The organism is Methylobacterium sp. PvR107, assembly GCF_017833295.1.
GTDB lineage: Bacteria > Pseudomonadota > Alphaproteobacteria > Rhizobiales > Beijerinckiaceae > Methylobacterium.
Map to the genome: position 1 here is coordinate 4,231,409 of NZ_JAFIBW010000001.1, position 21,670 is coordinate 4,253,078.

The 21,670-nt window shown below is 62.3% G+C and carries 17 protein-coding genes and 2 pseudogenes; 8 read left to right on the forward strand and 11 right to left on the reverse strand.

Annotation, left to right across the window (positions count from 1 at the left end; translation table 11 throughout):
• Positions 1–38 precede the first annotated feature (38 nt).
• The 5 genes from JOE48_RS19940 to JOE48_RS19960 all read right to left on the reverse strand — a co-directional run bounded on the left by JOE48_RS19940 (position 39) and on the right by JOE48_RS19960 (position 5,571).
• Positions 39–956 carry an ABC transporter ATP-binding protein gene (locus JOE48_RS19940; RefSeq protein WP_210032364.1) on the reverse strand — a complete coding sequence of 306 codons (918 nt, stop codon included), beginning with the start codon at positions 954–956 and terminating at the stop codon, positions 39–41.
• Entirely contained in the window at positions 953–1,969 is a 1,017-nt protein-coding gene (locus JOE48_RS19945) for an ABC transporter ATP-binding protein (protein WP_210032367.1), read from the reverse strand. Before JOE48_RS19945 ends, JOE48_RS19940 begins: the two co-directional genes overlap by 4 nt.
• Entirely contained in the window at positions 1,966–2,880 is a 915-nt protein-coding gene (locus JOE48_RS19950) for an ABC transporter permease (RefSeq protein WP_210032368.1), read from the reverse strand. Before JOE48_RS19950 ends, JOE48_RS19945 begins: the two co-directional genes overlap by 4 nt.
• Before the next feature lie 259 nt (positions 2,881–3,139).
• A complete protein-coding gene (locus JOE48_RS19955) occupies positions 3,140–4,084 on the reverse strand; it encodes an ABC transporter permease (RefSeq protein WP_210032369.1) in 945 nt (314 codons plus the stop codon).
• The gene (locus JOE48_RS19960; RefSeq protein ID WP_210032370.1) at positions 4,084–5,571 is read right to left on the reverse strand and encodes an ABC transporter substrate-binding protein; all 1,488 of its coding nucleotides are present in this window, start codon (positions 5,569–5,571) and stop codon (positions 4,084–4,086) included. Before JOE48_RS19960 ends, JOE48_RS19955 begins: the two co-directional genes overlap by 1 nt.
• 276 nt (positions 5,572–5,847) lie before the next feature.
• Between JOE48_RS19960 and JOE48_RS19965 the strand changes: the two genes are divergently transcribed.
• From JOE48_RS19965 to JOE48_RS19975, 3 genes are all read left to right on the forward strand, one after another.
• On the forward strand, positions 5,848–6,855 hold the full coding sequence (locus JOE48_RS19965; RefSeq protein ID WP_210032371.1) for a site-specific integrase: 1,008 nt from the start codon (positions 5,848–5,850) through the stop codon (positions 6,853–6,855).
• Positions 6,856–7,434: 579 nt separating this feature from the next.
• Positions 7,435–9,597, forward strand: coding sequence for a phage/plasmid primase, P4 family (locus JOE48_RS19970; RefSeq protein WP_210032372.1), 2,163 nt, complete (start codon positions 7,435–7,437; stop codon positions 9,595–9,597).
• Positions 9,598–9,912: 315 nt separating this feature from the next.
• Positions 9,913–10,305, forward strand: a complete 393-nt coding sequence (locus JOE48_RS19975; RefSeq protein WP_210032373.1) for a hypothetical protein — start codon at positions 9,913–9,915, stop codon at positions 10,303–10,305.
• Between the two features lie 282 nt (positions 10,306–10,587).
• On the opposite strand, the gene JOE48_RS19980 is transcribed toward JOE48_RS19975, so the two are convergent.
• Complete coding sequence (locus JOE48_RS19980; protein ID WP_210032374.1) at positions 10,588–10,953, reverse strand: hypothetical protein; 366 nt, start codon at positions 10,951–10,953, stop codon at positions 10,588–10,590.
• Between the two features lie 816 nt (positions 10,954–11,769).
• On the opposite strand from JOE48_RS19980, the gene JOE48_RS19985 reads away from it, so the two are divergent.
• From JOE48_RS19985 to tnpC (JOE48_RS20005), 4 genes are all read left to right on the forward strand, one after another.
• On the forward strand, positions 11,770–12,897 hold the full coding sequence (locus JOE48_RS19985) for a pentapeptide repeat-containing protein (protein ID WP_210032376.1): 1,128 nt from the start codon (positions 11,770–11,772) through the stop codon (positions 12,895–12,897).
• A gap of 1,420 nt (positions 12,898–14,317) precedes the next feature.
• Positions 14,318–14,704, forward strand: a complete 387-nt coding sequence (gene tnpA / locus JOE48_RS19995) for an IS66-like element accessory protein TnpA (RefSeq protein ID WP_132368449.1) — start codon at positions 14,318–14,320, stop codon at positions 14,702–14,704.
• On the forward strand, positions 14,701–15,048 hold the full coding sequence (tnpB, locus tag JOE48_RS20000; RefSeq protein WP_210032380.1) for an IS66 family insertion sequence element accessory protein TnpB: 348 nt from the start codon (positions 14,701–14,703) through the stop codon (positions 15,046–15,048). The genes tnpA and tnpB overlap by 4 nt, the downstream gene beginning before the upstream one ends.
• 57 nt (positions 15,049–15,105) lie before the next feature.
• On the forward strand, positions 15,106–15,990 hold the full coding sequence (tnpC, locus tag JOE48_RS20005) for an IS66 family transposase (RefSeq protein ID WP_210032382.1): 885 nt from the start codon (positions 15,106–15,108) through the stop codon (positions 15,988–15,990).
• A gap of 125 nt (positions 15,991–16,115) precedes the next feature.
• Here the strand turns inward: tnpC (JOE48_RS20005) and istB are convergent, their stop codons facing one another.
• On the reverse strand, positions 16,116–16,940 hold the full coding sequence (istB, locus tag JOE48_RS20010; protein WP_053611553.1) for an IS21-like element helper ATPase IstB: 825 nt from the start codon (positions 16,938–16,940) through the stop codon (positions 16,116–16,118).
• Positions 16,937–18,421 (reverse strand): IS21 family transposase, encoded by a 1,485-nt coding sequence (gene istA, locus JOE48_RS20015; RefSeq protein WP_409518549.1) that lies wholly within the window; start codon positions 18,419–18,421, stop codon positions 16,937–16,939. Before istA ends, istB begins: the two co-directional genes overlap by 4 nt.
• Positions 18,422–18,642: 221 nt before the next feature.
• On the opposite strand from istA, the pseudogene tnpC (JOE48_RS20020) reads away from it, so the two are divergent.
• Positions 18,643–19,326, forward strand: a pseudogene (gene tnpC, locus JOE48_RS20020) (IS66 family transposase); the annotation flags it as partial.
• A 159-nt stretch (positions 19,327–19,485) separates the two neighbouring features.
• Here tnpC (JOE48_RS20020) and JOE48_RS20025 read toward each other — a convergent pair.
• The 3 genes and pseudogenes from JOE48_RS20025 to tnpC (JOE48_RS20035) form a co-directional block, all read right to left on the reverse strand.
• Positions 19,486–19,725 (reverse strand): hypothetical protein, encoded by a 240-nt coding sequence (locus JOE48_RS20025; protein ID WP_210032387.1) that lies wholly within the window; start codon positions 19,723–19,725, stop codon positions 19,486–19,488.
• A 60-nt stretch (positions 19,726–19,785) separates the two neighbouring features.
• Positions 19,786–20,034 (reverse strand): annotated as a pseudogene (locus tag JOE48_RS20030) (transposase domain-containing protein); the annotation flags it as partial.
• A gap of 28 nt (positions 20,035–20,062) precedes the next feature.
• Positions 20,063–21,619 carry an IS66 family transposase gene (gene tnpC / locus JOE48_RS20035; RefSeq protein WP_210032389.1) on the reverse strand — a complete coding sequence of 519 codons (1,557 nt, stop codon included), beginning with the start codon at positions 21,617–21,619 and terminating at the stop codon, positions 20,063–20,065.
• Positions 21,620–21,670 lie beyond the last annotated feature (51 nt).

Consider the following 21,670-nt stretch of genomic DNA (forward strand, 5'->3'; position numbering starts at 1 on the left):
CCTCCCCGCAAGGGGGCGGGGAGATGCGCGCGCCATAATCACCCGACATGCGGCAGCGCCACCCAATGCCCCGGCGCCACTTCGGTGAGCGGACCGTCCGGCGGCTGGTCGTGGCCGGCGAGGTCGCGGGCGGCGAGGCGGGCGCGCTCCTCGGCCGGGTGCGGCACCGGCACCGCGGCGAGCAGGCGGCGCGTGTAGGGATGGCGCGGATCCGCGTAGAGGGCATCCGCCTCGGCCAGCTCGACGATCCGCCCGCGCCAGAGCACCGCGACCCGGTGGCAGAGGTAGCGCACCATCCGCAGATCGTGGGAGATGAACAGGTAGGACAGGCCCATCTCGTCCTGCAGGTCCTGGAGCAGGTTCACCACCTGCGCCTGGATCGAGACGTCCAGCGCCGCGATCGGCTCGTCGGCGACGATGAAGCTGGGCTTGAGGGCGATCGCCCGGGCGATGCAGATGCGCTGCCGCTGGCCGCCCGAGAACTGGTGCGGGTAGCGGCCCATGAAGCGCGGATCGAGCCCGACCCGCTGGAACAGGGCCGCGACCGCCTCCCGCCGCTCCGGTCCGCGCATGTCGCGCCGGTGCAGCTTGAACGCTTCCGCGACGTAGTCGCCCGCGCTCATCCGCGGGTTGAGGGCCGCGTAGGGATCCTGGAACACGGTCTGGATCCGGGCGCGCATCTTGCGCATGGCGCCTGCCGAGAGCTTGGCGAGGTCGGTGCCCTCGAACGCGATGGTGCCCGAAGTCGGCGGATTGAGCATTGTCACGGCCCGGCCGATGGTCGACTTGCCGGACCCGGACTCGCCGACGAGACCCAAAGTCTCGCCGGGGCGGATGTCGAAGCTCACGCCCTCGACGGCGCGGAACACCGAGGCCTTGCCGCCCCACCACGAACGCAGGGGATAATGCTTGGACAGGTCACGCACCGAGACGATCGGATAATCCTGCACGCTCATCGGGCGGCCTCCGCGGCCAGAAGCTTCGGCAGGTCGTACCAGGCGGCGACCAGATGGCCGGGGGCGGCGCCGGGCGCCTGCGCCAGGGGCGGCATCTCGGTTCGGCAGCGCGCGGTCGCGAAGGCGTTGCGCGGCGCGAAGGGATCGCCCGCCGGGAGATGCCGCATGTCCGGGGGCGCACCCTCGATCTGGTGCAGGCGGCGGCGACCCGCCCGGCCGCCGGAGAGATCCGGCAGGGAGCGCAGGAGCCCCAGCGTGTAGGCGTTGCGCGGATCGGCGAAGATGTCGTCGACCGGGCCGCGTTCGAGGATCCGGCCGGCATACATCACCTGTACGGTGTCGCTGATCCCGGCCACCACGCCGAGATCGTGGGTGATCCAGATGATCGCCATCCCGAGTTCGCGCTTCAACTCCTGCACCAGGGCGACGATCTCGGCCTGGACGGTGACGTCCAGCGCGGTGGTCGCCTCGTCGGCGATCAGCAGCTTCGGCCGGCAACTGAGGCCGATGGCGATCATCACCCGCTGGCGCTGGCCGCCGGAGAACTCGTGCGGGTACTGGTCGAGGCGCGCGGCCGCGTTCGGGATGCGCACGAGGTCGAGCAGTTCCTTGGCCCGGGCCCGGGCCGCGCGGGCGTCGAGCCCGAGATGGATGCGCAGGGGCTCGACGATCTGCGCCGCCACGGTCATGCCGGGATTGAGCGAGCTCATCGGGTCTTGGAACACGAAGCCGATCTCGCCGCCGCGGATCTTTCGGAGCTCCCGCTCCTTCAGCGCGAGCAGGTCTCGGCCCTCGAACAGAACCTGGCCGCCGGTGATACGGCCGGGCGGGCGCGGGATCAGTCCCAGCATGGCGAGCACATGCACGCTCTTGCCGGAGCCGGACTCGCCGACGATCCCCAGCGTCTCGCCCTCGTGCAGGGTGTAGGAGACGCCGTTGACCGCGTGCACGGCGCCGCCGTCGGTGTCGAACGCGACCGCCAAGTCGCGGATATCGAGGAGGGGCTTGGTCATGTCCGCTGCCTCGGATCGAGGGCGTCCCGCAGGCCGTCGCCGAACAGGTTGAAGGCGAGCACGGCCAGGAAGATCGACAGGCCGGGCCAGATCGCCATCCAGGGGGCTTGGTCCATGAAGTTCTTGGCGGTGTTGAGCATCGCCCCCCAGGACGGCTCGGGCGGCTGCTGGCCGAGGCCGAGGAACGACAGGCTCGCCTCCGCGATGATCGCCGCCGCGATGGTGAGCGTCGCCTGAACGAGGATCGCCGGAACGATGTTGGGTAGAATATGGACCCGGGCGATCCGCCAGGGCGGGTTGCCCATGGCGCGGGCCGCCTCGACGAACTCCTCCGCCGCCACGGCGCGCACCTGCGCCCGGGTCAGCCGGATGAAGGTGGAGGTCGCCGAGAGGCCGATCGCGATCATCGCGTTGACGAGGCTCGGGCCGAGGAAGGCGGCGAGCGCGATCGCCAGGATCAGGAACGGGATCGCCAGCAGCGCGTCGGTGAGCCGGGAGATCGCTCCGTCGATCCAGCCGCCCGCGTAGCCGGCCAGCAATCCCAGCGGTAGGCCGAGGGACACCGCCAGCGCCACCGAGACGAGACCGGCGCCGAGCGAGGCCCGGGCGCCGAAGATGATCCGCGAGAGCACGTCGCGCCCGACTTCGTCGCCGCCGAACGGATGCGCGAGGCTCGGCGCGCCGCGGACGTTGGCCCAGTCGGTGGCGGTCGGGTCGTAGGGGGCGACCCAGGGCGCGAACACCGCCATCAGGATCAGCAGGCCGACGATGACGAGACCGGCGACGGCGCTCTTGCGCGCGCGCAGGCGCCGCCAGAAGGCGGTGAGGGTGCCGGGTTCCTGAACGAGGGCCGGCGTTCCCGCGGGGGCGGCGAGGCCGGTCGCCTCGGCGATGGGGGTGCCGGTGCTCATCGGGGGCTCGCGCAGGCGGCAGCGACGATACTGACCCGCTCTCTGCCTCCCCCCTCTGCGGGGGAGGTCGGCCCCCGGAGGGCGGCAGGAGAGGAGAGCGACGGTGCAGGGCCAAGCTCAGTGCTGCGCGAAGGTTGCACCACATTCGGAAGCCGCGCTCCCCCCTTGCGGGACTTCGTCCCGATCCGACCCCTGCTGACGCAGGGGCCACTCTCGCCCGCAGAGGGAAGAGGGGAGGCGTTGCGCTTGAATAACGCTCTCATGCCCGCCTCAGCTTCGGGTTCACGGCCGCCGAGAGCAGGTCGGCGGCGAGGTTGAGGGCGATGTAGGTGGCGGCGGTGCAGATCACGACGCCCTGCACGGTGGCGAAGTCCCGGTTGAACACGGCATCGACCATCAGCTTGCCGAAGCCCGGCACGGAAAACACCTGCTCGGTCAGCACTGCCCCCGACAGGAGCTGCCCGAACTCAAGCGCCCCCAGGGTGATGATCGGGATCGCGGCGTTGGGCAGCGCGTGCCGCAGGGTCACCCGCAGCGGCGACACGCCCTTGGCGCGGGCCGTGCGGACATAGTCCGAGCCGAGCACGCCCAGCATCGCCGCGCGGGTGTGGCGCATCATAACCGCCGCGATGGCGTTGCCGAGCACGAAGGCCGGCATCACCATGGCGGCGAGGTTTTCCGACAGGCTCTCGAAGGGCGAGACGTAGCCCGAGGCCGGCAGCCAGCCGAGCTCCACCGAGAACAGCAGGATCAGCAGGATCCCGAGCCAGAAGTTCGGGACCGACAACCCCCAGAGGGCGATGCCGTTCGCGACCGTGTCGGCCGCCTGACCGCGTTTCACCGCGGAGAGCACGCCCATCGGCACGCCGATGGCGAGCGCCACCAGCATGGCCAGGCAGGCGAGTTCGAGCGTCACCGGCAGCTTCTCGACGATCAGCTCGGAGACCGGCTTCTGCAGCCGGATCGACTCGCCGAGATCGCCCCGCAGCACGCCACCGGCCCAGTAGGCGTAGCGCACCGGCAGGGGCTCATCGAGGTGGTACTTCTCGCGGATGAACGCGATCACCTGCGGGTCGCGCTCCTCGCCCGTGAGCGCCGTGGCGACGTCCCCCGGCAGCAATTGCTGCAGGGCGAAGATGATCATCGAAGCGAGGATCAGGGTCGGGACCGCCAGGGCGAGGCGTCGGACCAGGAACCGCAGCATCAGTTGAGCTTCAGGCCGGTGAAGCGCACGAGCCCGTCGGGGTAGGGCACGAAGCCGGTGATCTTCTGGCTATAGGCCCAGAGCAGCTTGCGGTGCAGGATGTAGATCCCCGGCCGGTCGGTCAGCACCTGATCGGCCAGCGCCTTCCAGGCGGCCTTGCGCTTGGCCGGGTCGATCGTGCCGCGCTCGGCCTGGAGCGCCGCGTCGGCTTCCGGGCTGCAGTATTTCGGATAGTTCAGCGCCGCCTTGCAGGCGAGGAAGCTGAACGTGTTGCCGTCCGGGTCGGAGCGGCCGCTCCAGGAGTAGAGTTGCGCCTCGTAATTGCCCTTGTCGGCGGCATCGAGCGCCGTGGTGAAGTCCACGGCCTGGATCTTCACGTCGAAGCCCGCCTCCTTGGTCATCGCCTGGATCACTTGGCCAACCTGCGGAGATTCGCTGTTGGCGTAGACGGTGAGCGTGATCTGCGGGTTCGGCTTGCCGGCCTCGGCCAGCAGCGCCTTGGCCTTGGCGACATCCCGCTTCGGGATCGGGTACTCGGCGACGTAGTTCGGGTTCTTCGGGTTGACCCACTGGTTCCCGGCCAGGAACTCGCCGTTATAGACGACCTGATTGATGGCGTTCCGGTCGATGGCGGCCTCGAAGGCGGCGCGCACCTTCGGGTCGGAGACCGGCGAGCCGGCCTTGTGGGGGTTGAACAGGATCTCCTGGAAACCGAGCTCCGTGGTCGAGTCGAGCTTGAGCTTGGCGTCGCGCTTCACCTGCGCCACGTCCGTCGGGGCAAGCCGCTCCAGCAGGTCGAGCTGGCCCGCGCGCAGGTTGGTCAGCCGCACCGTCGCGTCGGGGATCGGCCGGAACTCGATCCGCTGGATCTGGATCGCATCCTTGTTCCAGTAGTCGGGGAAGCGCTCGACCACGATCCGGTCCTGCGGCACCCGCTCCACGAACTTGTATGGACCCGCGCAAACCGGCGCGGAGGCGAACTTGTCGCCGAGCCGCTCCGCGGCCTTGGGCGAGACCATCATGCCGGCCCGGTCGGTGAACTGCGCGAGCAACGGCGCGAAGGGCTGCTTCAGGTTGATGCGGAATGTGAGATCATCGACCACGTCCACCGAGTCGATCGGTGCGATTTCCGAGCGGCGCTGTGAGCCCGGCATCTTCAGATGACGCTCGATCGAGAACTTGGCCGCCGCGGCGTCGAGCTTCTCGCCGTCGTGGAACAGCACCCCCGGGCGCAGGTGCAGGGTCAGCGCCTTCTCGTCAGGCGACAGCTCCCAGGAGGTCGCGAGCTGCGGCACCGGCTTCAGGTCCGGGCCGATATCCACGAGCTTGTCGCAGAGCGCGGCGAACACCATCCGGCTCGCGAAGGTGCGGGCGAGCGTCGGATCGAGCGCGTCCGGATCCTCCATCATGCCGTAGCGCAAAGTCTGCGCGGCGGCGGGCCCGGCAAAGACGGTTCCGGCGAGGAAGCAGGCGGCGAGACGCAACATGGGACCGGTCCGGATGCAGGCGCGAGGGACAAGGGTGGACCGGCGCGACCGATCCATAGGGCGGCGGGCAGTGTCGTACGCTGCCTTGGTATGCACAATCCCAAGGCAGCATCCATGCCAATCGGTCAAGCTGGTTCGTCTCGCATAGATGGACCCTCGGACCGATGGTAAGTCGCTTGAATGTCAGAGGGTTAACGTTCAGTCGGCAATTCACCTGCGGTCCAAATGACTGTCGCTTCCAGGGCTGTGTCACAATTTCAGTCACAGTAAGGAACGATGGCCACCATAAGGAAGCGAAACGGCAGATTTCAGGCCCAAGTCCGGATCAAGGCTAACGTCCCGCTTTCGAAGACGTTTGATTCGAAAGCGGAAGCGCTACGATGGGCCCGTTCAATCGAAGTGGCGATAGACAGGGGCGACTTTCCAAATCTCATCAACGAACGGAGACACGTAAGCCTTGGGCATATTCTAGAGCGATATCAGGCTGAAATCACACCGGGGAAAAAGTGGAGCAGTAGAGAGGTCTCGATTATAAAAACAGTTCGTAATAGTTCTCTATGGCATACACTTATTGAAGACCTTACAGAGCACAAAGCCGCAGAGTACAGAAATATCAGACGTAGGTCGGTAGCACCCGCCACTATCGTCAGAGAACTTGCTCTTCTTTCGCATTCACTTGAAGTAGCGCGACGGGAGTGGGGCTATGCAATAAGGTCCAATTGCTTCAAGATTGTTAAAAAACCCGTCATAAGGAATGGCAGAGAGCGAAGACTTACTGACACCGAAAGAACGAAAATCTTCGGGACACCACACCATGAAAAAGCGATGTACGTTGTCAGATTGGCCGAATTCTCGCTAGAGACAGCTGTCCGCAAAGGGGAAATGTTGAACATACGTAAGCGGGACGTAAATTTCGAAAATTGTACTCTCCGCATACCCGAAACCAAGAACGGACATCCTCGGACTATCCCATTGAGCCCTCGCGCCATGGAGATACTCAGGCATTATATCTCGTGTTCCGAGCGCGAGTTCGTTTTCGCAATAAACTATTGGACACTATCGGCAAGATGGGACGGCATGAAAGAAATCCTCAGCATACAAAATCTAAGGTGGCACGATTTCAGACATGAAGCCATATCTCTGTTCTTCGAGAATGGCCTCACAATTCCAGAGGTTGCTCTTATATCGGGTCACCGGGATACCAAACTTTTAGCCCGCTACACCCATTTAAAGCCTGAAAACGTTGCGGAGAAACTCGCGCGGCTGTCTGCTCAATCCCAATAACTGTTAAATGCCGTGGGACGGCACGCCGTGGTTGTCTCACAGCGGCCATTTGCAACTAAAAGTGATAAGTGCGTCTATTACTATAGTTTGTGGCCGAAGCACGCAGCATCTTCGCGAGACGCCAAAAAGATTCCACGCGAAGATTGTTGCCTAAGATCATATTTTTCAACCTATGATCCTCCGGCCAGCCTGCAGATCGCTGTTATAGTTTAAGTCAGGGGCGCAGAGCATCTTTTCTCGTGTCAAACGAATAACTGGCAGTTTCAAAAGCCATCTGCTATGCTAATGACCTACTTGGAACGCTCAATGCGCGGAATGTTGTTGATCTGATCTTGACATTCGCATGTTTGTGGTGCACGCGCGCGGGTTCTTTATAATGGACCTACAATAATTCAACCTTAATTATTCGTTGACTTTTGCATCGAATCGCTGTACAACTTATATCTGCCTCGGAGATGGGGCGGGTAGCCTTGTCCGGCGGGTTGCACCGGACGTAAAGATCAACTTACATTGCGATAATCGATTACACCGGTCCTTTTGGGAGCGGACGAAGACGCATGATTAAAATGGTATAATAAATTGGACAATCTAGGTAATTACTCGAAATTTCTTTACATTCCACTGTATATAAACACTAAAAGACCACTACAGCCGGGATGGCAGAACCGGGGTGTGGGATATGATTTTTTGGCCGAACACGGGTCGATTCCCTCTGATATTAATGTGGGCGTGCTTACGGGAGCGGCATCAGGCGGTCTCGTAGATATCGACCTTGATGGACCTTTCACTGTCGACGCCGGAGCGATAATCCTACCGTTCACAGGTATGGTCATGGGCCGCGATACCAGGCCCGCTTCCCACCGGTTCTACCTCGTGGAAGGGAGCACCACGACCGTCCGCTTCCCGCATCCTGTGACCGGAAAGATGCTCGTCGAATTCCGGGGGGACGGTTGCCAGACGATGATGGCTGGATCGATTCACCCTGATGATCGTCACATGGTCAGGTTCGAAGCAGGAAAGGACGGCGAACCGGCTCGGATCGAAAGTGCCACGCTTCTGCGGCTGGTCGGCCACATCGCGGCCGTCAGCGTGCTGGCCGAACTCTGGATCGAGGGTGGTCGCCACAATCTCGCATTGCGGTTCGCCGGTCTATGCGCCCTCAACGGGATCGCCAGGAAGGCATGTGAAACCGTCGTCCAAACCCTTTGCGCCGTCACGAGCGACAATGAGGTCGAAGATCGTTTGCTCGCTGTCGAGACCACCTACAGCAGGCTAGCGGAGAGCTTGCCCGTGGAGTGGCGTGCCGACCTGACAAGGCTTCTCGGCTCGGGCAAGGCGGTTGGCACCCTAATCGAATGGATGGGTGGGGCACAGCCTAAGAGGACCGATATGGTCTCTCGGCAGGCGTCGGTTGTGGCGGACGGAAGCAACGCCGCCGAGTTCATGAAGCTTGATACCGATGTGGCCTTAGCGGAATGGTTCAACGTCGTGAAAGGGGACCATCTCCTGTTCGCTGACCGTGAAAATCAATTCTACAAGAACGTTCATGGAGTGTACGAGCCGATCACCGCGACCGAAGCAAAAGGCGAAGTGACGGATTTTCTCAAGGGTCCTTACTGCAATAATGCGGGAGAGGATCCAGAGAAGCGGCGTAGGTTACAGTCTGTCGCGAAAATTAACGCGACGTACGAAATCTCAAAATCGTTGTTCCGCGTAGATGACCGGTTGTTCGATGAAGATGATCATCTGCTTGGAACTGAGAATGGCGTCTTTGACCTTAGTAAATTTGAGGTGGTCGATACGAACGCCTACGTGACCAAACGCATCGGCTCGAAATTCATTCCAGGGTCCGAATGTCCGTTGTTTATGAAGTTTGTGCATCAGGTGCTAGAAGATGATGAAGAGACGATCAGTTACCTGCAGAGAGCCATAGGATACACCCTTACCGGTAGTGTTGATGCACAGGTCATGTTCATCCTAACCGGCAAAGGGGCGAACGGAAAGTCTGTGTTACTGAAACTATTATCTGCTCTGATGGGAACTTACGGTGGCGCTGTTCCGGCACATACCATCACTCAACAGAAGTTCGGCAATGATAAGACTGACGATCTTGCTTCACTGACGGGGAAACGCTTCGTCGTGGCTTCGGAAGGGGATGCAGGGGATAAGCTGGCGGTCGCTAAGATCAAACGCATGGTAGCGGGCGATCCGATTGCGGTAAGAAAACTGTATGGATCCTATTTCGATCTGCAACCCAAGTTCAAATTGTGGTTCGGATCCAATGACCTGCCGCAAGTGTCTGGAACTGACTATGCTATCTGGCGACGTATACATGTGATCCCGTTTACGAGGACTTTTGAGCCGCATGAACGAGATCCTAAGCTGCTCGAAAAGCTGAAGGTCGAGTTGCCAGGCATATTTAATTGGGCGCTCGATGGCTTGAAACAAATCGGTGCGATGAAGGGTGACTTCCTCGCTCCCCCTGGTTCTGTTCTGAAGTCAGTCGAGGAATACCGTGCCGAGAATGATAACGTCTCGAAATTCGTCTCGGATAGGTGCGTACAGGATCCCGGCTATTGTGTCAGTATGGGTGAATTGTATGAAAACTATAAAGGCTGGTGTTATCAAAATGCTGTCGAGCCCGTGAATAATAACATGCTTGGGAAGGACCTGACCAATCTCGGATTTCCGGTGCTGCGTAGGAACACTGGCAATGCGCGACAGGGACTAAAACTGAAGTAACGATGAAGGGGCTTGAGGCCCCTTCACTCCCTTCGGTCGTGATTGATTGCGGGAGTTGTAGTGGAAGCGGTGGAAGCTGAATTGCAGACTATCTCTCTTCGCATATATCAATCTTTGCTGTAAAATAAGGTATATAACTTCCACTGCATCCACTATCACAAAACAACACACACTCGGAAAAGGAGAGACAAGGAGCAGAGAAAAAACTGAAACCCAATCATTGCAGAAGAATGCCCGGCCAAAATTTCCAAGCACTTATAGATTGCTGCCCGGCTTTTCCAACCAAAATTTTCACATGAAGAGAGACAAAATAGAATGATTACGACTGAGTACGATCACATCTTCGACGATTTCATAAATGCATCCAATACCACAAATTGCGATTCTAGATACGTTTTGCGTAATCTTCTTTCACGTGGTGCCGCCGAAGCCAACTACCGGTTCTTTCTGTCAGAAGGTAGAAAGGCACAAGAGTACAAGCAGCTTGAAATCGAACTTGAAAGCCTTATCGATGAATTGCCCGGTATGTTCGACAAGTACGGCATCGTGCTTCGAGAGCATCGTGCAACTCTTCGTAAAGCCCTCGCTGTGTCGTGGTACCTTATCGCCATCGAGCGCGAAGAGACCGCCTCTCAGTTCAAAATTCTGGAAAAGCGCCTCAAGAACCCTTGTCGGCGCCGTAGCTATCGAGAGTTGAAAGCCGCTTGATGCGTGAGGAAGAGGCGTCAGCTCAAGGCTTCCCTATCCGGTGCCTCTTCCTATCGGGCGGGTCCAGTGAGCGGCTCATGATAGTAACAAGTCACGTCCCGCTCTGTCGGGAACCATCCCACACCGTTCACTCAAGGATGCCTTTGCAAGCGAGTAGGAACCACATCTTCGGTCGCGAACGATCCCAATCCAGCACGTCCGAATCGAAATAGAAAAACGCCGGCGATCGGATATTCCGGCAAAGTCACCCGCACCCGAGCCGACGCTCAGGTCAACTGAACTTCAGCGGCAGCGGAAATACTGCGCTGGCGCCTCTTTGGGTCGATCATTGGATCCGACCATTACGATGTCGTCTGTGCGATCAGTGAATTCTAGGTAGAGATTTTCAGTGGAAACCTCGCCTTCACTTTCGCATCGCACCTTCATATCGAAAACCCGGCTTGGCATAGTGCGATCGCGTCCGAGTTTCAGCACCTTGCAGCTTTCCTCATGACGCTTGAAGCTTCCCGGGCGGATTTCCATCCAGCCGTCCAACGTATTGCACTTTTGTCCCTTCATGGCCCAGCGGCCGTTGAGGTTTGGATTATCCGAGATTGCCAGAGCGGCATTCGGAGCTAGAAGAACTGCGGCGAGAAAGATGTGCTTCATGCTCGGACATTACACCAATCCCAACGCGCATGAAACCTAAATTGAAACCGTGGTTCCCACCAAGTGCAAGGGTTACACGACCATCTATGACTCATAGGCGGTGCCGCAGCATGAGAGGGTCATTAATGCAGCCCGCTGCGTCACCCTCAAACCACTACTGAACGATCCTCGGCCATGATGGGAGGACCACCGGGACACCAAAGCCTTGACGTCTGACCGCCCGCCTACCTCGCCTCGAAGGTGCCACGGCCATACGGCATCCATAGGACCAGCCAAACGGGAGCGAATGAACCGATCCACGCTGTCCCTTAGCGCCAGTCTGGCATTGGTGGCGGTCGTCGCCATGTCGCTATGGGTCGGTTTTGGGCCACGCTTCTAGGGTGGTCAGGAGAAACGTGCGTCAACGACCGTCACGCTATCCACACAGCAGCGGACCGGACTCGATGCGAACGGACATCCCATTCGCACAATCACGCCAGGGTCCATCTCCAATTGGGGCATGGCGGCGACGGTTTCGGCGTATCCATCCTCGCTGACCGTCCCGTCACTCGCACAAACGATAAAACCCGATGCATCCGCTGATTCCGTTTCCTCTGAACGGCAGGCTCACAACACGCTGCCTAGGATTAGAACGATAATTTTTTACTCAGAAATCAAGCACCTGGTCTGATGTAAACAACCGACGATCGAAAATTTCTCTACCGCAATATATGACAGCAACGAAAACACAAGTTGAAGGATGCAGCAGCAGTCTAACTTGAATTGGACAAGTTGATCGTTTAGAATGAATTCACTTCGGGCAGGCGGAGGATCGTGATGTCCACAATCCGCGTCATTGCATTGTATTTATTAGTCGTGCAGTTGGTGTCTGCTTGCGGTTTTTGGGAGGGGAAAAGTGCGCTCCACAGCACAGAACCTACTTGCAATAAATATGCCGGCAAATTGCAGGATGCTGATCAGGACGTGTACGGTACAGAGGAAGAGATAGAGAAACTCCTAGTGGAAAAAGAATGCTATGACTGCGTTTTTAGAACTGGTGGGAATGCAATAAATCTCGTGCAAAAAGACCTCGAAGGCGCGCGTCTCACCGGCGCCGATTTCGCAAACGCCAGTTTGTATAGCATCAACCTGAAAGGCGCTCATTTGGCGTCATCCAATTTTACTTCAGCTCATCTTCAATCTGCACATTTGGAAGGGAGTGATCTAACACTTGCTTGTTTGCGAGGCGCAAAGCTGTCCGACGCGTATCTCAAATCAGCAAAGATGTTTGGAGCTGACGTAAGTGAGGCGACGTTTGAAGTCGAGCCGGACTCCCTGCCCGACGTGCGTTCAATGGACGACGTTAAAGGACTGAAGACTTTACAGTTTAGGAAAAACCCGGCGGCACTCCTTGCTCTTCGCAAAGCCTTCGACGAGGCGGGCATGCGCAGACAAGTTCGAGAAATTACTTACGCCTTCAAAAAAGGGGAAAGAGAAAAGGAACTATCGGGAACCCCGGAAGGTCTATTGTGGTATTATTTAGTTGAGTTTACGAGCGATTGGGGAGCGGCGCCTTTCCGCCCGCTATTGATCATAGCCGTACTGCTTCCAGCCTTTTCTCTGATCTATTTCCTGCTTATGTTGAAAGCTTCCGAAGAATCGGGCGTTTGGCTTGTGCCTGACAAAGACCATATCACAAACGATAATGAAGACTGTAAGCCTGTTCTTCTGCAAAATAAAGGTTGGAAAACAATCTTCTATGCGGGCCATTTTAGTATTCTCTCGGCTTTCGCGATCGGTTGGAAAGACATAAACGTGGGTAATTGGATCAACAGACTCGCGCCTTTTGACTATACAATCAAAGGTACCGGATGGGTGAAGTCACTATCCGGCCTTCAGTCATTGATCAGTGTCTACATGCTCGCGCTTTCATTGTTGGTCTATTTTGGAAGACCCTTTGAATGACCGATAAAGAGGTCGGAGGAGTGTTTCCATGCGCATGACAACCAGAAACCTCATCGTATTTTGTCGGTTTGTCGCGACGTGTGTTAGTTTATGTCTGACGACGACCGGCTTTGCGCAGTCTTCTTGCGACGGCAGATGGCGGATTGCTTTCTATCGAAGTTCTACGAGCGAAAATTTTCACTGTAGGCAAGAACTTTCCCACCCGGTTGAAGTGCGAGCAGGGAAAATAATCGATTTGGCGCCGAGCGAGAATTATTTTTTTCAGGGAAGCGTGAGGCAATGTGGGAAAGTTTCCTTCGTTATAACGCGGAGCGGCGAAATGGCGGTGGGTGATGGAGCTATAAATGGGCTTCATGCGAATGGGACTTGGGCGGTTCGACGGCCGCCAAATAGTAATTGTGTAGGAACCTGGATAGGTGAGTATCGCGGACAGATTACTCGATAGATCGCCCCTGTAGTTCGGCCGGTCACAGTCCCCATCGTGTCCGCATCGTCCCGGGGGTCAGCTGCGAAACGCCATTCATATCGTTTCTCTCAGAAGTGCACTGCAACCGCATAAGAGCCACACCCACGGTCGCAAACGGTTTCGTACGGATGGCAGGGGGCTTCGAACCGTTCCTGCCGTTCTTGAACAATACACTGCCGCGGTAGGAGGGGCACCGGGCCAACGGGACACCGATCACCAACCATCCGTCTATCCGACGGCCTACTTTGCCTCGAAGGTGCCACGGCCATGCGGTACCCATAGGATCAGCCAAACGGGAGAGAGAATGTTCCGATCCACGCTTGCCCTTAGCGCCGGACTAGCAGTCGTCGCAGTTGCCCTGACGTCGCTTTGGGTTGGTATCGGGCCACGTCCTCAGAGTGGACAGAAGAAGTGAACGGCAGCCGTTGTGCCCCTATCTGCACAGCAGCGGACTGGACTCGATGCGAAGGGGCAATCCATCCGCACCATCACGCCAGGATCCACTTCCAATCCGGGGATAATGGCAACGGCCCCTACAGGTCCATCCTCGCCGACTGTCCCGCCGATCACTCAAACTATAAAACCTGATGTGTCCACTGATTCGGGTTCTTCTGTGCGTCAAGCGGACAGCCCATCAATCGCGAGTACGGATTTAGGCACCACATCAGGGAGCGCGAATAATCCGTCGGCAACGACCGCTGGAACCATCGACCTGAACACAGCCTCAGTGGAACAGCTAAACGCCTTGGGGGCGGGAATGATCGGGAGAAGGATCATTGAGTTTCATCCCTACACGTCGGCTGAAGAACTCGTGACGAAGCGCGTCCTAAAGCGAGCGGATTACGAAGCTATTGAGAATGTGGTCATAGTTCGTAAGCGCTCGTTGGCAGGCGCCTTGCGGGATATGATCCTGGACCTGGATACAGTGCTTTCGCGAAGGCCTGTATCCGCCCTATGTCTGGACCTACGATCTCGCCCCATATCGTCGTAGCCGGCACGCGTCGCTCGTGGACGCGTGAGGAAAAGCGAGCGATCCTCGATGAGGCGCAGAGCACCACCGCGTCGATCTCGTCTGTGGCACGCCGCCATGGCCTGACGCCATCGCTCCTCTTTCGCTGGCGACGCGAGGCCTGGGATGAGGAGCGGGCGGCGGCCCTGCCGGTTCCGCCTCCCTTCGTACCGCTCGCACTGCCGGCACCGGTGGGGCTGCCGACGCGTGACCAGGGTGCGTCGGGTGGCGCCATCGAGGTGGAACTGGCCGACGGCCATCGGCTGCGTGCCGAAGCGGGTGCCGATCCGGCCTTGGTGCGGGATCTTCTCGCGGCGCTGCTGGATCGATGATCCCCGTTCCCTCGGGCTCGCGCGTATGGCTGGCCACCGGCCACACGGACATGAGGAAGGGCTTCGACGGGCTCGCCGCGCTGGTGCAGGACCACCTGCACCGTGATCCGTTCTCCGGTCAGGCCTTCGTCTTCCGCGGCCGTGCGGGGCGGCTGATCAAGGTCTTGTGGTGGGACGGCCAGGGGCTGTGCCTGTTCTCGAAGCGGCTGGAGAGAGGCCGTTTCGTCTGGCCGGGAACTGCAGGGGCCGCGGCGGCGCTCTCGCCGGCTCAGCTCGCGATGCTGCTGGAGGGGATCGACTGGCGGGCGCCCGAGCGCACGGACCGGCCGCGCATCGCGGGCTGAGAGACGCCGCGCCCGAAGGGGCTGGCGGAGCCGTCTTGGGCAAGCTAAGCTATTGGCATGGCTCTCGATCCTGCCTCGCTGCCGGATGACGTGGATGCGCTCAAACGCATGATCGTCGGCATGGCGAGGGACGCCGTTCATGCCAACACGCTGATCGAGAAGCTCCGCGGCGAACTCGCCAGGTTGAAGCGGGCGCAGTTCGGCGTCTCGTCCGAGAAGCTGCAAGCCCGCGTCGAGCAGCTCGAACTCGCCATCGAGGCCCTGGAGGTCGACGAGGCCGAACGCCTCGCGGCGGCCCCGGTCGTCGCCGAGGCGGTCGAGGCGGCAAGCCGAGGGCCGGGGCGCCGCCCCTTGCCCGAGCATCTGCCGCGCGAGACCGTCGCTCATCCCGGCCCCTGCGCCTGCCCGGCCTGCGGCGGTCGCCTGCGCCGGATCGGCGAGGACGTGACGGAGAGCCTCGATTACGTGCCGGGCCGCTTCAAGGTGGTGCGGCACCTGCGCGAGGCCTTCTCCTGCCGAGCCTGCGAGACCGTGGTGCAGGCTCCAGCGCCCTACCACGCCATCGCCCGCGGCCGTGCCGGCCCCGGGTTGCTCGCGCATATCGCCGTGGCGAAGTTCGACGATCACCTGCCTCTGTATCGTCAGGCCGAGATCTATGCTCGGGACGGCGTCACGTTGCAGACCTCGACCCTGTCCGGCTGGATGGGCGCCACGGCCGCCGCGCTGGCTCCGCTGGTCGATCTCCTGCGGACGGAGGTGATCGCCGGGTCGGACGTCCTGCACGGTGACGATACGACGGTGCCGATCCTGGCGCCCGGGGCGGGGAAGACGAGAACTGGCCGGCTCTGGGCGTATGTGCGCGACGAGCGCCCCCACGGCGGAGCGCGACCGCCGGCGGCCGTGTTCTTCGCCTCGCCGGACCGAAAGGGCGAGCGTCTGTAGCGCGGCGATCTGGATGAGATGTCAGCGACAATCAGGATGAGTGACCGGTGTCGCGGCGGGTTGATGATGAGCGGGTCGATCGACCGGCGCAAGGTGGCGTCGGGTCAGGTTCGTGTCGCGGAGCGTCACGCATCGGCAGTTTTGATTGTCGCGCGAGTTGGCGGTCGACCAGGACCGCGTTTCCGATCCAGGGCCGTGCGACGCCGGTAGCTCTCGACGTTCATCTCGAAGATGGTGGCATGGTGCACCAGCCGGTCGACGGCAGCGAGCGTCATGGCCGGATCGGGGAAGATCCGACCCCACTCGCCGAAGGGCTGGTTGGCGGTGATCATCAGGGAGCGGCGCTCGTAGCGGGCGCTGATCAGCTCGAACAGCACGCTCGTTTCGGCTTGGTCCTTGGTGACGTAGGCGAGGTCGTCGAGGATCAGCAGGTCGAAGCGGTCGAGCCGGCCGATGGCCGCCTCCAGGCCGAGGTCGCGCCGGGCGACCTGCAGCTTCTGGACGAGGTCGGTGGTGCGGGTGAACAGCACCTTGAAGCCGGCCTCGACGAGAGCGAGCCCGATCGCGGCGGCGAGATGGCTCTTCCCACCGCCAGGTGGACCGAACAGGAGCAGGTTGGCCCCCTGCGCCAGCCAAGCGTCGCCGGCGGCGACCGCCATGACCTGAGCCTTCGAGAGCATCGGCACGGCGGCGAAGTCGAAGCCATCGAGCGTCTTGCCGGGTGGCAGGCGCGCCTCGGCGAGATGACGCTCGATGCGTCGTCTGTCGCGCTCGGCCAACTCGTGCTCGGCCAGCGCCGCGAGGAAGCGGGCGGCAGGCCAGCCCTCCTTGTCGGCCTGTTCGGCAAAGCGGGGCCAGACGGTCTTGATGGTCGGCAGGCGCAGCTCACCGAGCATGATCCCGAGCCGGGCGGTGTCGACCGCGGTGGTGGTGCGGGCCAGGGCCTTCATGCCGCCCCTCCCGTCGTGACGCCGTCGAGGAGGCTCTCGTAGCTCGCCAGCGAGCCGAGGGCGACGTTGACGTGAGGGATGGTAGCCGGATCGGGTGCGAAGCGGGCACGCAGGACGGCTAGATCGGGCAGGCGCTTGGCGGCCAGTTCGACGGCCAGGCATTCGGCGAGTTCGGCCTCGCAGCCGCGGTCATGGGCCAGCGCAAGTAAATCGACGGCGATGCGGCAGGCCTGCCGTTCCGGAAGCGCGGCGCGCAGGGACTCAAAGGCGTGCCGGTAGGGTGCCCGCGGGAAGAGCCGGTCGCGGTAGACGAGGTTGAGCAGCGCCATCGGCTTGCGCCGGAGGGCGTGGATGACGTGGTGGTAGTCGACGACCTGATCGTGCCGTCCGTCCGGATGAGCCCGCCCCCGCGGCAGGGTGAAGAGGTGGGATCCGCCGACGAAGACGTCGAGGCGGTCGTCGTAGAGGCGCACGCGCAGGGTGTGGCCGATCAGGCGCGAGGGCACGGTGTAGAACACCTTGCGCAGGCGGAACCCGCCGGCCGAGGAGACGCGCACGCTGACCTGCTCGTAGTCGCACGAGCGCCGCTCGGGCAGCCGCGCCAGGACAGCCCGCTCGCTGTCGATGCGCTTAGCTTGGCGGGCGTTGCGGCGTCCGACGAGCTCGTCGACGAAGGTGCGGTAGGCGGTCAGGTCGGGGAAGTTGGTGCTGGTGCGCAGCAGGAGCGCATCGGCGAGGGCCCGCTTGAGGTGGCCGTGCGGGCCCTCCACCGAACCGTTCTCGTGGGCGAGGCCGGCGTTGTTGCGGGTGGGCGTCATGCCGTAGTGGGCGCACAGGGCCTCGTAGCGGCGGGTGAGATCCTCCTGGGCGGCCTCGTCGAGGTTGCGGAAGGCGGCCGAGAGGCTGTCGGTGCGGTGCTCGCGCGGCACGCCGCCGAGAGACCAGAGGGCATTCTGCAGCCCTTCGGCGAGCGCCACGAAGCTCTCGCCGCCGAGCACGACGTGGGCGTGCTCGAAGCCGGAGTAGGCGAGCCGGAAGTGGTAGAGCCGATGGTCGAGGCGCAGCCCAGCGATGCTGACGCCGAGATCGGCCATGTCGGTAAAGTCCGACAGTCCCATCCGCCCGGGCTCGTGGGTCTGACGAAAGATGACGTCCTGGTCGGCTCCGTGCACGGCGCGCCAAGCCCGGATACGCCGCTCCAGTGTCCGTCGGACCCCTTCACCGAGATCGGGATGACGGCGCAGGATCTCCTCGAAGACGGCCACCGGCCTCAGGCCGGGCGCGGCTTCGAGCAATGGCACGATCTCGGCCTCGAACACCTCGGCGAGGGGATCGGGCCGACGCCGTCCGCGCGGGGTCTTCTTAGCCGAGGGCAGACGCGGATCGGCGGCAATGCGATGGCCGGTGGCGGGACTGAAGGCGGCCTTGGCGGCGGCCGCAGCGACGCTGTCGCTCTGACGGAACTGCATGAAGAGCCTCATCTGGTGATCGGTCACGTGGCGGCCGGGCACGGGCAGGCTCCTCAAACTGAGGACGACCCGCAGCTGGCCCGGTGGCCGCGATCACCAGACGACGTGCCCCTGAAGGTCACGCCGACGCCGATCCGATGCCTCCGGTCGGGCTCTGCCCTCCTTGCGTCATCAGATCGGCGGTTCCTCTCATCTTGATTGACGCGCTGGTCTCATCCTGATTGCCGCGCTGCAAGCGTCCGCTCACGCATCTGGCGGCGTTCTCTGGCGTATTGCAGGCGGATGGCTATGCCGGCTTCAACGGGCTCTACGAGGGTCGTCGACCAGGCGGCGCGCTGATCGAGGCCGCCTGCTGGGCGCACACCCGTCGCAAGTTCTTCGATGTTCATGCCAGGACCGGCTCGGCGGTCGCCTTCGAGGCCCTGGACCGGATCGGCGTGATCTACGAGGTCGAGCGCTCCGTCAGCGGCAAGCCTCCCGACGAGCGCCTACGGCAGCGCCAGGCCCGATCACGACCGCTCGCAGCGGCCCTGAAGGCCTGGGCCGAGACGATCCTGCCGCAGCTCTCCGGCGGCTCCGATCTCGCCAAAGCGTTCCGCTACATGCTGGTGCGCTGGACGGCGCTGACCCGCGTCTTCGACGACGGGCGGATCGCGCTCGACAACAACCCAGCCGAGCGGGCGCTGCGGTCCGTCGCGATCGGGCGCAAGAACTATCTGTTCGCCGGCTCGGAGCGGGGCGCCGAGCGAGCCGCGGCGTTCTACACGCTGATCGAGACGGCCAAGCTCAACGGGCTCGACTCGGAGGCCTACCTGCGCGATGTGCTCACCCGCCTCGCCGATCATCCAGCCAAACGCCTGGCCGAACTCCTGCCCTGGAACTGGTCGCCGGTCGCCATTGGTGCTCAGGCCGCCTGATCAACCGGGCCGCTCGCCGAGCGCTTACCATAGTTCGGTAGCTTTACAGAGTGATCGCTCAGACAGCCGCCGCATTTCTCGCTATCGGCGACAATCTCAATCACAATTAACACAACCTTGCACCGGTCCGGTGTATCCGTCCGGTGAAGGACGCGAGGGCTACGGTTTAGGCGGCAGCAGGTCTCTTTCCGCTCTGTGAGCGGCGATCCGCACCTCAATCTCGTCGATGCCGTCGCGGGTGAATGCGGGACACGCCTCGTCGCCCAAGCCGTGGACCCAGATCAGGCCGTCCTCAGGCTCCATGTCGACGATGATGTCGAACAGGGCGTCTTCGTCTGCTCCGAGGTCAGCGGCGACCCGGGCCATCGTGAAGACGGCGCTCACATTGTTGCGCTGCATCGGTTCAAGTCCGCCGCGGCATGATCGTCTCGTCAGGGATCAGGCTGGCTCGCGATAGGCTCAGGCGGCCTCGGCACACGGGCCGGTGGCCGAGCGCCAATGCCACGGAAGAAGCTCGTGCAGGCGCTGCGCCGGGTGATCGGCGATGCGGGTGAGCACGTCAGCGAGCCAAGCCTGCGGATCGATGCCGTTGAACTTCGCCGTCACAATCAGCGTCGCCATGGCGGCGGCCCGATCGGCGCCCCGCCGCGAGCCGGCAAACAGCCACGCCTTGCGTCCAAGCGCAAAACCTCTCAGCGAACGCTCGGCGTAAGCGCTCGGCGAGCGGCCCTGTTGATTAGGCGGCCTGAGCACCAGCGGTGACCGGCGACCAGTTCCAGGGCAGGAGTTCGGCCAGGCGTTTGGCTGGATGATCGGCGAGGCGGGTGAGCACGTCTCGCAAGTAGGCCTCCGGGTCGAGCCCGTTGAGCTTGGCCGTCTCGATCAGCGTGTAGAACGCCGCGGCTCGCTCGGCGCCGCGCTCCGAGCCGGCGAACAGGTAGTTCTTGCGCCCGATCGCGACGGACCGCAGCGCCCGCTCGGCCGGGTTGTTGTCAAGCGCGATCCGCCCGTCGTCGAAGACGCGGGTCAGCGCCGTCCAGCGCACCAGCATGTAGCGGAACGCCTTGGCGAGATCGGAGCCGCCGGAGAGCTGCGGCAGGATCGTCTCCGCCCAGGCCTTCAGGGCCGCTGCGAGCGGTTTGGATCGAGCTTGGCGCTGCCGCAGGCGCTCGTCGGGAGGCTTGCCGCTGACGGATCGCTCGACCTCGTAGATCGCGCCGATCCGTTCCAGGGCCTCGAAGGCGACCGCCGAGCCGGTCCTTGTATGAACATCGAAGAACTTGCGACGGGTGTGCGCCCAGCAGGCGGCCTCGATCAACGCGCCGCCCGGGCGACGGCCCTCGTAGAGCCCGTTGAAGCCGGCATAGCCATCCGCCTGCAATACGCCGGAGAACGCCGCCAGATGCGTGAGCGGACGCTCGCCCTTCCGGTCCGGCGAGGCGAAGAACACGGCCGCCGGCGGACGCACCCCACCGTGGGGGCGCTCGTCACGCACATACGCCCAGAGCCGGCCAGTTCTCGTCTTCCCCGCCCCGGGCGCCAGGATTGGCACCGTCGTATCATCACCGTGCAGGACGTCCGACCCGGCGATCACCTCCGTGCGCAGGAGATCGGCCAGCGGGGCCAGCGCGGCGGCCGTGGCGCCCATCCAGCCGGACAGGGTCGAGGTCTGCAACGTGACGCCGTCCCGCGCATAGATCTCGGACTGACGATACAGGGGCAGGTGATCGTCGAACTTCGCCACAGCGATATGCGCGAGCAGCCCGGGGCCGGCACGGCCGCGGGCGATGGCGTGGTAGGGCGCTGGAGCCTGCACCACGGTCTCGCAGGCTCGGCAGGAGAAGGCCTCGCGCACGTGCCGCACCACCTTGAAGCGGCCCGGCACGTAATCGAGGCTCTCCGTCACGTCCTCGCCGATCCGGCGCAGGCGACCGCCGCAGGCCGGGCAGGCGCAGGGGCCGGGATGAGCGACGGTCTCGCGCGGCAGATGCTCGGGCAAGGGGCGGCGCCCCGGCCCTCGGCTTGCCGCCTCGACCGCCTCGGCGACGACCGGGGCCGCCGCGAGGCGTTCGGCCTCGTCGACCTCCAGGGCCTCGATGGCGAGTTCGAGCTGCTCGACGCGGGCTTGCAGCTTCTCGGACGAGACGCCGAACTGCGCCCGCTTCAACCTGGCGAGTTCGCCGCGGAGCTTCTCGATCAGCGTGTTGGCATGAACGGCGTCCCTCGCCATGCCGACGATCATGCGTTTGAGCGCATCCACGTCATCCGGCAGCGAGGCAGGATCGAGAGCCATGCCAATAGCTTAGCTTGCCCAAGACGGCTCCGCCAGCCCCTTCGGGCGCGG

Coding starts and splice junctions, on each gene's coding strand:
- JOE48_RS19950 (WP_210032368.1), bottom strand. CDS start 2,880: ATGAGCACCGGCACCCCCATCGCCGAGGCGACCGGCCTCGCCGCCCCC.
- JOE48_RS19975 (WP_210032373.1), top strand. CDS start 9,913: ATGATTACGACTGAGTACGATCACATCTTCGACGATTTCATAAATGCA.
- istA (WP_409518549.1), bottom strand. CDS start 18,421: ATGAGGCTCTTCATGCAGTTCCGTCAGAGCGACAGCGTCGCTGCGGCC.
- tnpC (WP_210032382.1), top strand. CDS start 15,106: ATGGCTCTCGATCCTGCCTCGCTGCCGGATGACGTGGATGCGCTCAAA.
- JOE48_RS19980 (WP_210032374.1), bottom strand. CDS start 10,953: ATGAAGCACATCTTTCTCGCCGCAGTTCTTCTAGCTCCGAATGCCGCT.
- JOE48_RS19955 (WP_210032369.1), bottom strand. CDS start 4,084: ATGCTGCGGTTCCTGGTCCGACGCCTCGCCCTGGCGGTCCCGACCCTG.
- JOE48_RS19965 (WP_210032371.1), top strand. CDS start 5,848: ATGGCCACCATAAGGAAGCGAAACGGCAGATTTCAGGCCCAAGTCCGG.
- tnpC (WP_210032389.1), bottom strand. CDS start 21,619: ATGGCTCTCGATCCTGCCTCGCTGCCGGATGACGTGGATGCGCTCAAA.
- JOE48_RS20025 (WP_210032387.1), bottom strand. CDS start 19,725: ATGCAGCGCAACAATGTGAGCGCCGTCTTCACGATGGCCCGGGTCGCC.
- JOE48_RS19940 (WP_210032364.1), bottom strand. CDS start 956: ATGAGCGTGCAGGATTATCCGATCGTCTCGGTGCGTGACCTGTCCAAG.
- JOE48_RS19960 (WP_210032370.1), bottom strand. CDS start 5,571: ATGTTGCGTCTCGCCGCCTGCTTCCTCGCCGGAACCGTCTTTGCCGGG.
- JOE48_RS19945 (WP_210032367.1), bottom strand. CDS start 1,969: ATGACCAAGCCCCTCCTCGATATCCGCGACTTGGCGGTCGCGTTCGAC.
- tnpA (WP_132368449.1), top strand. CDS start 14,318: ATGTCTGGACCTACGATCTCGCCCCATATCGTCGTAGCCGGCACGCGT.
- istB (WP_053611553.1), bottom strand. CDS start 16,940: ATGAAGGCCCTGGCCCGCACCACCACCGCGGTCGACACCGCCCGGCTC.
- tnpB (WP_210032380.1), top strand. CDS start 14,701: ATGATCCCCGTTCCCTCGGGCTCGCGCGTATGGCTGGCCACCGGCCAC.
- JOE48_RS19985 (WP_210032376.1), top strand. CDS start 11,770: ATGTCCACAATCCGCGTCATTGCATTGTATTTATTAGTCGTGCAGTTG.